The sequence below is a fragment of the Longimicrobium sp. genome (assembly GCA_036389135.1).
GTDB lineage: Bacteria > Gemmatimonadota > Gemmatimonadetes > Longimicrobiales > Longimicrobiaceae > Longimicrobium.
In genome coordinates this window covers 1-13247 of the sequence record DASVQP010000008.1, presented here as the reverse complement: position 1 = coordinate 13247, position 13247 = coordinate 1, and the positions used below count along the sequence as shown (strand labels likewise).

11 protein-coding genes are annotated in these 13247 nt (G+C 70.6%); 5 read left to right on the top strand and 6 right to left on the bottom strand.

Annotated features, from left to right (window positions below; all coding sequences use genetic code 11):
- Nucleotides 1-56: 56 nt before the first annotated feature.
- The 3 genes from VF584_02040 to VF584_02030 form a co-directional block, all read right to left on the bottom strand.
- A complete protein-coding gene (locus VF584_02040) occupies nucleotides 57-1679 on the bottom strand; it encodes a S41 family peptidase (GenBank protein HEX8208940.1) in 1623 nt (540 codons plus the stop codon).
- A 495-nt stretch (nucleotides 1680-2174) separates the two neighbouring features.
- Nucleotides 2175-2804 (bottom strand): hypothetical protein, encoded by a 630-nt coding sequence (locus tag VF584_02035; protein ID HEX8208939.1) that lies wholly within the window; start codon nucleotides 2802-2804, stop codon nucleotides 2175-2177.
- Nucleotides 2805-2929: 125 nt separating this feature from the next.
- Nucleotides 2930-4054 (bottom strand): Vms1/Ankzf1 family peptidyl-tRNA hydrolase, encoded by a 1125-nt coding sequence (locus VF584_02030; protein ID HEX8208938.1) that lies wholly within the window; start codon nucleotides 4052-4054, stop codon nucleotides 2930-2932.
- A gap of 181 nt (nucleotides 4055-4235) precedes the next feature.
- Here VF584_02030 and VF584_02025 point away from each other — a divergent pair, with 181 nt between their 5' ends.
- A complete protein-coding gene (locus VF584_02025; GenBank protein HEX8208937.1) occupies nucleotides 4236-4799 on the top strand; it encodes a thioredoxin family protein in 564 nt (187 codons plus the stop codon).
- A 107-nt stretch (nucleotides 4800-4906) separates the two neighbouring features.
- The gene (locus VF584_02020; GenBank protein ID HEX8208936.1) at nucleotides 4907-5338 is read left to right on the top strand and encodes a hypothetical protein; all 432 of its coding nucleotides are present in this window, start codon (nucleotides 4907-4909) and stop codon (nucleotides 5336-5338) included.
- Between the two features lie 326 nt (nucleotides 5339-5664).
- Here VF584_02020 and VF584_02015 read toward each other — a convergent pair whose 3' ends face one another.
- The 3 genes from VF584_02015 to VF584_02005 form a co-directional block, all read right to left on the bottom strand.
- On the bottom strand, nucleotides 5665-6954 hold the full coding sequence (locus tag VF584_02015) for a tetratricopeptide repeat protein (GenBank protein ID HEX8208935.1): 1290 nt from the start codon (nucleotides 6952-6954) through the stop codon (nucleotides 5665-5667).
- Nucleotides 6955-6984: 30 nt separating this feature from the next.
- Nucleotides 6985-7524 carry a hypothetical protein gene (locus tag VF584_02010; protein HEX8208934.1) on the bottom strand — a complete coding sequence of 180 codons (540 nt, stop codon included), beginning with the start codon at nucleotides 7522-7524 and terminating at the stop codon, nucleotides 6985-6987.
- Between the two features lie 170 nt (nucleotides 7525-7694).
- On the bottom strand, nucleotides 7695-9074 hold the full coding sequence (locus VF584_02005; protein HEX8208933.1) for a sigma-54 dependent transcriptional regulator: 1380 nt from the start codon (nucleotides 9072-9074) through the stop codon (nucleotides 7695-7697).
- Between the two features lie 148 nt (nucleotides 9075-9222).
- On the opposite strand from VF584_02005, the gene gspG reads away from it, so the two are divergent.
- The 3 genes from gspG to VF584_01990 all read left to right on the top strand — a co-directional run.
- The gene (gene gspG / locus VF584_02000) at nucleotides 9223-9669 is read left to right on the top strand and encodes a type II secretion system major pseudopilin GspG (GenBank protein ID HEX8208932.1); all 447 of its coding nucleotides are present in this window, start codon (nucleotides 9223-9225) and stop codon (nucleotides 9667-9669) included.
- Between the two features lie 386 nt (nucleotides 9670-10055).
- Nucleotides 10056-12497 (top strand): S8 family serine peptidase, encoded by a 2442-nt coding sequence (locus VF584_01995; protein ID HEX8208931.1) that lies wholly within the window; start codon nucleotides 10056-10058, stop codon nucleotides 12495-12497.
- 397 nt (nucleotides 12498-12894) lie between these two features.
- Nucleotides 12895-13247, top strand: a 353-nt coding sequence (locus VF584_01990; protein HEX8208930.1) for a hypothetical protein, incomplete at its 3' end; no start/stop codon positions are given.

The following is a 13247-nucleotide window of genomic DNA, read 5'->3' as shown; positions in this document are numbered from 1 at the left end:
GGAGGGAGTGTGGGGCGAGGCCGCGCCGCTCCGGCCGGCCCCCGGTGGATACCGCGTCAGCGCCCGCCGCCCGTGGCGCCGGGGACGCGGGCGAGTGCTTCCTGCTGGGTTCGCGCGCCGCGCAGCACCCGCAGCGCCGCCTGCAGCTGGTTGTCGCGCGGCACGGTGAGGAGGAACGACGCCTCCTCGCCCAGCGCCAGCGAGGTCACGCGATCGGCGATCAGCCGGTCGATCAGCGGGAGCCCCGCGTTCCACACGGCGCGGTCCACCGGCGCGCCACGCGCGACCAGGCGCTGGAAGAAGGCCTCGCGCCACGCCGGCGTCACGGTGAAGCCGCGCTGCACGCCGGCGCGCGCCCACTGCAGGCTGAGCTCGGTCAGCACCTCGTTGATCACCGACGCGCGCCCGGTGAGCGCCTGCACCAGCGCCCGCTCGCCGCCGCCCAGCGTGTCCGGCCGCACCACCAGGTCGGGGGTGATGCCCCCGCCGCCGCGCACGATCCGCCCCGCGTCCGAGCGGAACTCGGGGAGGCGCGACAGCGCGGAGTCGGAAGGCGGCAGGGTGTCTGGAAGGAAGCGCCCCGTCTCCGACACGCGCCGCTCGCGCTGGATGGAGCGCCCGCTCGGCGTGAACCACTTGGCGGTGGTCAGCTTCAGCGCGTAGCCGTCCGGAAGGGGGAAGAGCTCCTGCACCAGCCCCTTGCCGAACGAGGGCGTGCCGATCACCACCGCGCGGTCGTGGTCCTGCAGCGCCCCCGCCACGATCTCCGAAGCGGAGGCGGAGCCGGCGTCGGTCAGCACCACGATCGGCTCGCCGGACGCGAGCGGCCCGCCCTCGGCGCGGTACACCTCCGCGGGGCGGTCGCGGTAGCGGACCTGCAGGATCTCCTGCCCGCGCGCCAGGAAGAGGTTGGAGATGCGGATCGACTGCTCCAGGCTCCCGCCGCCGTTGCCGCGCAGGTCCAGGATCAGCGACTTCGCCCCGCCTGCCCGCAGCGCCGCCACGGCGCGCGTGACCTCCTCGGCCGACGCCTCGCTGAATCGGTCCAGCGGCAGGTAGCCGACGCCGCCCTCAAGCACCGTGGCGTACGCCACCACGGGGATGTGGACGATGGCGCGCCTCACCTCGCGCACCACGGGCTGCTCGCCCGGGCGCACGAAGGTGACGCGCACGGGCGTCCCCGGGACTCCGAGCACGCGCGAGGTCACGCTGTCCAGCGGCAGCCCGATGACGCGGTGCCCCTCGACGGCGATCACCCGGTCGCCCACGCGGACGCCCGCGGCGGCGGCGGGGTTGCCGGGGTAGACGCGGGTGATGACGGTGGTGTCGCGGACGCGCTCCAGCAGCATCCCCAGCCCGCCGTAGCCGTTGCGGAGCCCTTCGCGCTGGAAGGCCGCCAGCTCGCGCGGCGTGTACAGCTCCGCGTACGGATCGCCGATGCTGCGCAGGAGCCCCCGCGCCGCCTTCTCGTACAGCGAGTCTTCGGGAATCGAGTCCACCCCGCGCGTCGCGATACGGGTGAGCACCTCGTAAAATAGGCGCTCGCCGTCGTTGGCCTGCCGCTGCAGCATGAAGCCGCCGGCCAGCACGGGGATGACCAGCCCGGCCACGGCGCTGCGCAGGAAGGTGAGGCGCGCTGCGCGGCGCGGGTCGTCGGAACGTCGGGGATCGCGGGCCATCTGCGCTCGTCGCGGCGGGTGTGCGCGCCCCCCTGGCGGCGGCGCGGAGGTACTCCGGGTGAAGCTGTCCTCCTGCGTACAAGACACAGGCCAGCGCGGTTCCACCAGGGTTAAATTTTTAGCACCACGCGGTTTGATGCAAGGACGAGGGGTGAGGGTTGGGTTAGGGGGCCTAGTTTGGTGCCGCAAGGAGGGGCCCCCTCCCCCCGGCCCCCCTCCCCCGCCTGCGGGGGCGCAGGGCGGGCGAGGGGGAGAACTCCGTGCGCTGCGGCAATGCCCTCGTAGGGGCGCGATTCATCGCGCCCGTGTCACGGGCATGCACCGCACCCCGCCTCACCCGAGACCGCTTCAGCGGTCTTCCCGTAGTTCCAGCCGGGGGCTTCAGCCCCCGGCGATGCGGCCGCGCTGCCCGCCCGTCTGCACCGATCCGCTCCCCGGAGCCTGCGAAGGCAGGCTTCCCGCGATTGTTGCAGCGGTTTCAACCGCCGGGGTTGCTCAATCCTGCGCCTGCGCCAGATAGTTCCCCAGGATGCGGTTGGTGGCGTTGAGCACGGCCAGGGAGGCGGAGTGATAGAGGTTCTCGGTGGCGAGAGCCGCGCCGATCAGCGTGCGGCCGTCCGGGGTGCCGCCACGCAGCACGGCGACCACCACCTCGGCGTCAAAGGCGCGGAAGCCCTTGATCCCCACCAGCTCGAACTCCACCCGGCCGCCCAGGATCGCGTGCAGCGAGCGCAGGGTGGCGAGGGCGGCCAGGCGCAGCTCCAGCGGCGCGCCCCCCTCCCCCTCCACCTCCTGGCGGAACGACTCGCCCGCCCACTCCAGCTCCACCTCCGCGATGGCGCGGCCGGGGCGCGGCTGCGTGAGGCGGGCGGACACGAAGCGGACGCGGCGCCGCGGCTCGGCGGTGGGGAGGAAGGCGAGCTGCACGTCGGCGCCCACGAAGCCCAGGCGCGCAAGGATGCCGCGGGCCAGCGCCTCGATGGGGCCGCCGTCGCCGCGCTCGCAGATCAGGTAAACGGATGGGGACGATTCGCCGTCGACCACCGCGCGGCGGACGCCGCCCACGGACTCCAGCTCGGCGCGCAGGCGCTCGCGCCCGGCCTCGTCCAGCATGGCTGCGGACATGGGGGGATCGGAACCGGAAGGGATGGGGAGGTGAGTGGCGAACGTAGCAGCGTCTTGTTGCAGTTGTCAAGCGGTGCGGGGCCCGGAGACGCTCGTCCCCGGGCCCCGCCGTCACCGTCGCAGGCTCAGAAGCGGAGCAGCGCACCGGCGCCCTTGAGCTCCTGCACCTCGGCGGCGGCGGCGAAGGCGATCTGCACCCCCTGCCCTTCCGCCATCCGCACCATCTCCTCCACCACGTCCACCCCCTCCAGCGTGGAGGAGCCGTCGTACGGGCACGTCTTCAGGTCGCGCGCGAAGACGAAGCCGCACTGGCCGCAACGCACCCCGTCCTGCCTGTGGTCGCTGGCGAGGACGAGCGTGTCCACCTTGCCTTCCTGCAGCGCGGTCAGCGTCCCCTGGAAGCCGGCGGTGGCCAGGTAGTCGTGCGCCACGCGGTCCTTGAGCTGCTCCACCACCTCGCGCTCGCGGCGCTCGAGGTCGGCGCGAAGGAGGGGCTCCAGCTTCTCCATCACCCCGGCGGCGGGCTCGTCCACCCACATGTTGCCGGTGTGGACCACGCGCTGGAGGATGGAGTCGGGGAGGAACTCGCGGAACTTGGCCGTGTTCTCCTCGGTCCCCAGCAGCACCAGATCCTGCGGGTGGTAGCGGTCCACGAACTCCTCCACCTCGGCGGCGAAGTCCTTGAAGAAGTGCCGCATCTCCTCCGCCTTGCGGCGCTGGATGCGCGACTGCGAGTAGCCGCCGGCCTTGACGTGGCTGTTGACCGGGAGCGGCTCGCCGTGGCGCTCGATCTCGTCCAGCAGCGACCCCAGGTACACGCTCAGGATGCGGACGTGCTCGCGGTCCAGCAGGATGACGCCGTAGTGGTGGTAGCTCTCCAGCACCTGCGCCAGCGGCCCCACCAGGGGGCGGTCGTTCACCACCATGCGGTTCTGCACAGGGACGGGAAACTGCATCGCCTCGAAGTAGTCGCCGCCCACTTCGGCGTAGATCACCACGCCGCGGTTCGACTGGTCGAAGTCGTTCGCGATCCACGAGCGGATGCGGGCCGTCAGCTCGTCCACCGCCGGGCCTTCACGCTGGATCAGCTCGGGTTCGATCTCCTCGAGCTGAGCGCGCTTCTGGCTCAGGAAGACGTCCCATTGGCGCTTGTTGTTGTGGTTCACCGACATGTCGAGGAAGAGCGAGATCACGGGGCGCCCGCTCGGCTCGCGGGAGATGAGCCTCTCGAGGTCTTGCTTGGTAATCATACCATCCTGTGTTGAAGGAGGCGGAATCGGCCGCAGGTCCGCCCTGCGCGGCGAGCGTGCGGCTCGGTGCAAAAGAGGAGCCAGTGCCCCCCCGCTTGACGCCTCCGCTACCTTCGGGTGCCGTCCGGTGTACCGGGTGGCGCGCGGAGCCACGTCGGCTCCGCCCATCCGACTGGAGGATATGAAGATGACCGACCTGGACTACCGGGCGTTCTGGGACAGGGGGTTCACCTGGGCCGACTACCTGGGCAACGAAGTGCGCGAGCACCGCGACCTGTGGCTCGCCGTCGACAGCCGCGCCGTGGTCCCCGCCTGGGCCGCCGATGAGGCCGCCGCGCTGGGCGACGGCTGGAAGCTGCTGATCATATCGGAGGACTGGTGCGGCGACGCTTCCAACACCGTCCCGGTGATCGCGAAGCTGGCTGAGGCCGCGCCGGGCGTGGAGCTGCGCGTGGTGAAGCGCGACGAGAACCCCGAACTGATGGACCGCCACCTCACCAACGGCGCGCGCTCCATCCCCCTCGCCGTGGTTCTGGACCGCGACTTCCGCCCCGCCGGCCAGTGGGGTCCGCGCCCTTCGGAGCTGCAGGAGATGGTGCTGCGGGAGAAGAAAGCCGGCCTGCGCCCCCTGGCCGAGATCTACCGCGACGTCCGCCGCTGGTACGCCCGCGACCGTGGCGAGAGCACTCTGCGCGAGATCCTGTCGGTGATGGGCTCACACGGAAACACGCAGGCATCGAGATAGAATCGTCCCGGTGCCTCCGTGTCACTGTACGACGGGTTGTAGCGTTCTGGCGAGAGAGGCAGATTCATCTGTATCCGCGCGCCACTTACACGCAACCCCGAATAGACATGCTGCGCCTCCCATTCTTCGCCACGGTGCTGTGCTGCGCTTTTCTCGCCGCCTGCGACGGACGCACCCCCGTCGATCCGAACCTTCGTTTCGAGGGCACGTACGACCTGGTGTCGATCAATGGAGAGCCAGTGCCTTACCTCGTCTCCCTCGGCCGCGAACGTAACCTCATCAACAGCGGCTCCATCACGCTCCTCATCGACGGACGGTTCCACCGGCAGGAAACCAGGCAGTACAGCTTTGGCCCCGAGGTCTACCAGGACAGCGGCACGTACGTGGTTCGGGGCGACTCGGCCTCGCTGGTCACCATTGAACGAAACGGGTCACCCCCCGCCGCCTCGGCGGCGCTGAGCGACTCGGCCATCGTCATCCGCTGGCAGCACTACGACTCGCGCATCATCGGCCTCCCCTTCGTCTACCGGAAGCGATAAGGAAACGGAGGCACGGAGACGAGTCTGTCTCTGTGCCTCCGTCTTTCCCGTAGTGTCTCCCTGCTGTCGATGCTGGCCGCGGGCTCGATGAATCGCGCCCCTACACACGCGCCGCCGCGTGTTCAGGCACGGGCAGCCACGCGGGGCTGCCCCTACGGGCATCGGCGCGCGTGGCGGCGGTCGAGGCGGGCGAAGGGTGGGCGCGATGAATCGCGCCCCTACAACGGATATCGGACCCCGAGTCCGCGAAGGCGGACTTTGTGCTGTTGTTGCCGCGAGTTCACTCGCCCGGGCTCCAGGGCCCAGGGCTCCAGGGCCCAAGCCCCTCAATCCCCCGCCCCCACCTCCTCCAGATCCGCGGCGAGGCGGGCGAGCTCGGGGGCGAAGCCGAGGGCGCGATAGATCTCGCCGGCGGCATCCAGGTAGGCGCGGGCCTCAGAGGGGCGGCTGCAGCGCGCGTGCAGAACGCCGTAGTCGTGCAGGATCGCCGCCTCCGTCTTGCGCGGCAGGCCCCGCTCGCGGCACACCCGCAGCGCCTGCTCGTAGAAGACGAAGCCCTCCTCGTCCCGCTGCGCGCGCGCCACGGAGCCCAGCAGCAGGTACACGTCCACCAGGTCCGGCACGAAGCGGTTGAGGATGGCGATCTCCTCGGCGCGGCGGGCCTCGTCCTGCGCTTCCAGGAGGCGGTCCTGCGGCACCAGGGCGCCGCCCAGGTTCACCCGCAGCGTCACCTCCCAGTCCGGCCCGGGGCCGCGCGCCAGCGCCTCGCGGAAGACGTCCTCCGCGGCCAGCGCCTCGCCGCACTCCACCAGCAGGAGGCCGCGGTTGTTGAGCCAGTACAGGAGCGGATCCTCGGCACCGGAGGCTTCGATGCGCTCGCGGGCGCGGTCCAGCAGGCGCTCGGCCAGGGGGAGCTTCCCCTCCAGCATCGCCAGCACGGACAGGTTGGTGTAGAACGGCCACTCCACGGCCGGGTCGTTCAGCCTGCGGGCGATCTCCAGCCCGCGCTCGTACCAGGCGCGGGCTTCCGGACGCTCGCCGCGGCCGTCGCACACGTTGCCCAGGCCCTGGCAGGCGATCGCCTGCCCCGTGTCGTCGCCCTGCGCCACGCTCAGGCGGTGGCTGCGCTGGTACCACTCCCACGCCTCCTCCAGCCGCCCCGCCGCGCGCGAGCTGCGCCCCAGGCGGCGCAGCGCCAGGATCTCGGGGTCCTTGTCCCGCAGGTCGCGCGAAACCTCCAGCGCCAGCGAGTAGATCTGCTGCGCCTGCTCCAGCCTGCGCTCCCCCTCCTCCACCTCGCCGGCGCGCACCAGCGCGCGCGCGGCGCCGGCCGCGTCGCCCTCGCCCTGCAGGCGCACCGCCTCGATGACCAGGGCGAAGAGGCGCTCCATCCGCTCCTGCGCGCGGGTGACGACGGCGGGCACCAGCGCCGCCAGCCGGTCCGCGTCCAGCACCCGCTTCCCCACCGTGGAGTACTCGGCCGAGCGCGCCCAGAGCTTCTCCCGGTCCGTGTGCGACGCGCCGATGAGGGCGTCGCTCAGGGGGAGAAACTCATCGCCGAGTGGAACGAGCGCGAGCGCGCGCTCCACCAGCAGTTGCGAGGCGGGCCGGGACACTTTGACCTGTGGAGTGGAAGAGGCCGGCCGTCAGCCGCCGGCCATCACGTACTTGCCGCCGTACGCCGAGAAGTGCGGCGTAGTGCCGGAAAGCACCGTCCCCAGCACGTTGACGCTGCCGCCGAGGGAGGTCCACCCGCCGTTCTCCCAGCGCGCCACCTCGATGGGGCTGCCGTTCAGCGACACGCCCGCCAGCGGGAAGCGCAGGGTGACCGGGGTGTTGAACTGAATGCCGTGCGGACCGAACTCCGCCACCACGCGCCTGGCCAGCGCCGGCTCGGAGGGGAGGTCGATGGTCACCACCGTGTCGGCCGGGAGCGCGCCGGCGGGGATGTCCACGCGGAAGCCGTTCAGCTCCACGAAGCCACCCTGGGCTGCGCTGATCCGCTTCTCCGCGTGGCGCGCGCCGGAAAGGTCCGGGAGCGAGCTGAAGTGAAGCAGCGTGGTGACGTCCGCGGCACCGAGCACGCGGGCGGCGTCAGGGGCGGGGGCGAGCGGCGAAACGTCGGAGCAGCCGGCGAGCAGGACCAACGAAGCGAACGCGGCGCTGAGGGAGCGTCGAAGGGTCACGGATGGTTCCTTTCACGGAGTGAGCGGGGTTCCCGGCGAGTACATCTAGCACGTGCCATGCCGCGCCGCGCAACGCCTGAATCGCGGAAATCTCCAGTGTTTGCGCGGAGAATCGCCCACGGGACGCCAAATGCGCCCGGAAGGCGCTGCACCAAAACGGGGCAGCTTCACTAATCCAGGGAAGCGGATCCCTCCAGCCCGTACTCCCGCACCTTGCGCGTGAGGGTGTTGCGGTGCACCCCCAGCACCTCCGACGCGCGCCCCATGTGCCCGCCCACGCGCCGCAGCACCTCGCGGATGTGCAGGCGCTCCACCGAGGCCAGGTCCAGGTCCGGGGAGTAGCCGGCCAGCGGGGCGCCGTCCGCCTCGGCGGGCGCGGCGGCGTTGAGCTGGTCGGTGGGCAGGTGGTCCGGCAGCAGCACCGAGCCGTGCGACATCAGCACCGCGCGTTCGGTGACGTTGCGCAGCTCGCGGATGTTCCCCGGCCAGTCGTGCTGGTGGAAGCGCTCGAACACGGAGCGGGCGATGGCGCGGATGGGCCGCCCGTAGTGCGTCGCGTGCCGCGCCACGAAGTGCTGCGTGAGGAGGTCCAGGTCGGGGCCCCGGTCGCGGAGGCGCGGCAGCTCCAGCGTGACCACCGCCAGGCGGAAGTAGAGATCCTCGCGGAACGTTCCTTCGGCGATGGCGTTGCGCAGGTTGCGGTGCGTGGCGGCCACCACGCGCACGTCCACGGCGATGCGCTCCTCGCCGCCCACGCGCTCGATCTCGCGCTCCTGCACGGCGCGCAGGATCTTGGCCTGCAGCGCCAGGCTCATGTCGCCGATCTCGTCCAGCAGCAGCGTCCCCCGCTGCGCGCGCTCCCAGCGGCCGATCTTGCGCGCGATGGCGCCGGTGAAGGCGCCCTTTTCGTGGCCGAACAGCTCCGATTCCAGCAGGTTCTCGGGGATGGCGGCGCAGTTGATGGCCACGAACGGCCCCGCGGCCCGCGCGCTGTTGCGGTGGATGGCGCGCGCCACCAGCTCCTTCCCGGTCCCGCTCTCGCCCAGGATGAGGACGGTGGCGGAGCTCGGCGCCACGCGCCCAACCATGCGGAACACCTCCAGCATCGACGGGCTCCCCCCGATCGCGGAGTCGCCGTCGCCCTCCTCGCCCACCGCGTCCAGGGGGACCACTTCCTCGGCGTCGGACACCTCGCGCAGGAGGGCGGCGAGCTCGCGCACGTTGGGCGGGGCGGCCAGCACCCCCAGCACCCCCAGCCGCGACGCCTCCACCATGAGCTGCATGGTGGGGCGCGACGCGGTCAGCACCAGGGCGCCCGGCTCCACGCCGCTGGACACCATCCGCTCCACCAGCGCCAGGTCGGCCGCGGGAAAGTCGAGCGAGAGGACGACGGCGCCCCAACCGCCGGCGCGGAGCCGCTCCAGCCCCTCGGAAAGGGTGGCGCAGGGGTGCACGCGCGCGCCCGCCCCCAGCGCCTCGCGCGTGGCCTCGCGCACGGCGTCGCCGGAGGCGGCGAGCGGGTCGATGACGAGAACGGCGGGAGCGGCCACGCGCTCGGGGGCCCGGGGAACAGGATTGGGGGAACGCCGCAATCTGAGGCACCGCGCGGGAGTGTGCAACACGTTTCTCCCGCTTGCGGGCGCAGGCGGAGCCGCGTAACCTTGGCTGCACCCGATTCCCGCACCTCTGGAGACGACCATGGAGCGAGCCCATCCCCCCGAGCGGCGCCTGGACCGGGCCGGCATGACGCTGATCGAGATCATCGTCGTCATCGTGGTGCTCGGCATCCTGGCGGCGGTGGTCGGCACGCAGGTGTTTGGGCGGGTGGGCGAATCGCGCACGCAGGCGGCGCGCACGCAGATCGAGCAGTTCGGCGTGCAGCTCGACCTCTACCGCCTGGACAACGGCCGCTATCCCTCCACGGAGCAGGGCCTGGCCGCCCTCCGCACGCGCCCCACGACGCCGCCGGAGCCGCGCGCCTGGAAGGGCCCCTACGCAAAAAAGGACATCCCGCCCGACCCGTGGGGCAACCCGTACCAGTACCGCTTCCCCGGCGAGCACGGCGACTACGACCTGGTCTCCTTTGGCGCGGACGGCAAGGAAGGCGGCGAAGGCGAGGACGCGGACCTGGTGAGCTGGAAGTAAGGTCCACCCAGCAGCGAGCAACGGCGCGGATGCCCACGAGGGTGTCCGCGCCGTCTCCGTATGAGATCTCCCACCGAGACACAGAGCCACAGAGAGAACAGCCCAAAGCCTTTCTCTGTGGCTTGCAGTTTCCTCCGTGTTCTCTGTGTGAGCTTTTTTCTCTGTCTGCATCGGTATGGTGAAGACGCCCTGCATTCTGCACCATTATGGTGAAGCAGCGGAGAGCCAGCAATGAGGACGGCGAGGCTAAGTGCCACGGGGGCAATAGATTACGAATATGAGCACGCGCGGACCGGGTCGTGCTCAGGAGGAGGGCACCGGGCCACACATTCGGCCGGATCCACCTCTTGCCCTGGGGAGCCATGCTCCGTTCAGCACCACGCCGGTTGCTGCTGCTAGTCGCGGCCACGCTGCTCTGCGCCACCAACGCCGTCGCGCAGGCCATCGATCCCGCGCTCAGGACCGTGCTGGCGTCGGCCGGCACGGCTGAAGTGATCGTCACCTTCAAGGGGAACACCGCTCCGTCGCTGAGCGACCTGAACGTGCTGCGCGCCGTCGGGATCACGAACGGCATCACCTTCCGCTCGCTGCCGATGGTGGGGACCACGGCCACCCTGGCGCAGGTGAACGCGCTGGCCGCCAACCCGCGGGTGCGCTCGGTGTTCCACAACAAGCGGCTGACCTACTACAACTACGAGGCGCGCCACCTGACGGGCGTGGAGCGGGTGCGCTCCAGCGCGGCGCTCACCGGCCTCAACCGCGGCCTTCCCGTCACGGGCAAGGGCGTGGGCGTCTACATCGCCGACAGCGGCATCGACGCCACGCACCCCGACCTGCAGTTCGGCAAGAACGTCATCCAGAACGTGTGGGCCCCCATCCAAAAGGACCTGGTGGGCGCGGAGACGGGCTTCCGTCCCGTGATCGTGGTGGAGAACCAGCTGAACACGGACAACGGCGGGAGCGGGCACGGCACGCACGTGGCCGGGATCTCCGGCGGCACCGGCCAGGCCTCGGCCGGCAGGAACGCGGGCGTGGCGCCGGGCGCCAACCTGGTGGGCTACGGTTCGGGCGCGGGCATCTTCGTGCTCAACGCCATCGGCAGCTTCGACTACCTGCTGACCAACCAGGCGCGCTACGGCCTCCGGGTGATGAACAACTCCTGGGGCTCCAACGGGCCCTTCCAGCCGGACGATCCGGTCAACGTCGCCTCGCGCATCGCGTCGGAAGACCGCAACGTGGTGGTGGTGTTCGCGGCGGGGAACGGCACCTATCCCAACTCGCACAACCCGTACGCCCGCGCGCCGTGGGTGATCTCGGCCGCAAACGGCACCAAGGCCGGCACGCTGGCGGCGAGCTCGTCCAAGGGCACCCCGGGGGGCAACAAGACGGTGACGGCGGCCAACGGCGAGGTCATAACCTGGCTCGACGAGCCCACGGTGACGGCGCCCGGCACGGACATCCTCTCGGTGCGCGCCTCCATCAGCGCCAGCACCTCGACGGACCCGTTCTACACCGTGATGGGCGGCACCTCCATGGCCAGCCCGCACGTGGCCGGCATCGTGGCGCTGATGCTGGAGGCGAACCCGCTGCTCACCCCCGAGCAGGTCAAGCAGATCCTGAAGGCGACGGCCACGCACATGCCGAGCGCGCTTCCGGGGGCGGAGTACAAGGGCTTCGAGGTGGGCGCGGGCTACGTCAACGCCTTCGCCGCCGTCCAGAAGTCGTTCGACCTGGCCACCCCGTTCGGCCGCATCCTGGACGGCTACGAGGTGCTTGGGCGCGCGGAGATGAAGGTGCTGCGTGACCACGCCTTCGACTACAGCCCGCTGGCGCCCACGGGGAGCTACAAGCGCACCTTCTCGGTTGAGCCGGGGGCGGACCGCCTGGAGGTGGAGATCGCCTTCGACGGGCTCTACCTTCCGGCGTACGGCAGCGCGGCCAACTCGCTGACGCTGGACGTGTTCGACCCGCAGGGGAACCGCTACTACACCTACGACCTGCTCTTCGCCATCTACGGGACGAACCGGCTGGTGGTGGTGGTGCCCAACCCGTCCGCGGGCAACTGGACGATGGAGACCAAGATGTTCACCCTGCTGGGCACGCAGGGGAACGTGGCCGCCGCGCCGGACAAGGTGCGCGAGCAGGTGCGCACCTTCACCTTCGAGACGCCGGCGATCGCGGACATCCAGGGGAGCGCGGACCGCGGCGCCATCGAGTGGGCGCTGACCAACGGCTACATGGGGCTGTGCGCGGAGGGCTCGTTCTGCCCTGACCAGCCGCTCACCCGCATCCAGCTCGCCCGCGGCCTCACGCAGTTCGCGGCGATCCGGCAGTCGCTCCCGTTCAACGGCGGCTCCACCTTCAGCGACGTGGCCGAGACCGACCGGCCGTTCGCGGAAGCGGTGGCGGCCCCCGGCGCGGCGCTTCGCGACCCGGAGTACCGCTACGGCGGCGTCATGGAGGGCTCGGGAGGCACGTTCAACCCGGGCAACGACATCAGCCGCGGCCACTTCGCCCGGGTCCTGGTGCGGGCCATCGGCGGAGAGGCGGCCGCGCTCGCCCACACGGGAGACGTGACGGTGGCCTACAACGGCCAGACGTACGTGGTGGCCGACCAGAATTCGATTCCCACGGCGGTGCGCGGCCACGTGCACGCGGCGATCAACTCCGGAATGCTGAACGTGTTCTGGAGGATCGAGCAGGGTCCGCTCGACCCGGCGCCGGTGCTCAAGCCGTACTTCTTCCCGACGGCGGATCCGTCCAAGCCGGTGACGCGCAGCGAGGCCGCGGTGGCGATCTCGCGCTACCACGCGCAGTTCTTCAAGTAAGCCGCGGCAGCTCGCGCGGATCGGCGAGGCACGGAGATTCGTTCTCCGTGCCTCGCTTTCGTTCGCCCGCGAACCTCGAGAACAGCATCACACAGAGTACACGGAGAGGAACCGCAAGACACAAAGAACAACTTTTCCTTCTTCTTTCCGTTCCCCTCTGTGGCTCTGTGTGAGATTTCCTTCTGGGTATCGGTTGTGAAACAAATCAGTGATACTGCTCAAGAACGGTGAAGAAGTTTCACTCTTTTGGTGCAGCCCGGCAGAGGCCGCAGCAGGAGATCGAAGTCGTAAGCTGTTTGTTGTCAGAGAGATAGCTAAATCGGGAGTTTTGGCGGCACACGTGCATTGGAGGGGGACAGTCCCGCAGGACTGTTCCCCCCCCTCGTGGAGCCCCCTGATGCACCTGCCGATGATCCGGCGACTGTTCGCGCCCGTAGCGGCCCTCCTCCTGGCAGCGGCCCCCGCGTTCGCCCAGAGGATCGACCCGCAGCTCACCCGCACGTTCGGCAGCCTGCCGGCCGGGCGCACCGCCGAAGTGATCGTCACCTTCGACGGCAACTCCGCGCCGGCCGTCGCGGACCTGGACGCGCTCACGGCGGTCGGGATCAGGGGCGGCATCACCTTCCGGTCGCTGCCGATGGCCGCCGTGCTGGCCACCAGCGAGCAGGTGCAGGCGCTGGGCCGCAACTCGCGGGTGCGCTCGGTGTTCCTCAACAAGCGGCTGACCTACTTCAACTACGACGCGCGCCA

Excerpts from the sequence above, each read along its gene's own strand:
- VF584_02040 (HEX8208940.1), bottom strand. The coding sequence starts at position 1,679 with ATGGCCCGCGATCCCCGACGTTCCGACGACCCGCGCCGCGCAGCGCGC.
- VF584_02035 (HEX8208939.1), bottom strand. The coding sequence starts at position 2,804 with ATGTCCGCAGCCATGCTGGACGAGGCCGGGCGCGAGCGCCTGCGCGCC.
- VF584_02030 (HEX8208938.1), bottom strand. The coding sequence starts at position 4,054 with ATGATTACCAAGCAAGACCTCGAGAGGCTCATCTCCCGCGAGCCGAGC.
- VF584_02025 (HEX8208937.1), top strand. The coding sequence starts at position 4,236 with ATGAAGATGACCGACCTGGACTACCGGGCGTTCTGGGACAGGGGGTTC.
- VF584_02020 (HEX8208936.1), top strand. The coding sequence starts at position 4,907 with ATGCTGCGCCTCCCATTCTTCGCCACGGTGCTGTGCTGCGCTTTTCTC.
- gspG (HEX8208932.1), top strand. The coding sequence starts at position 9,223 with ATGGAGCGAGCCCATCCCCCCGAGCGGCGCCTGGACCGGGCCGGCATG.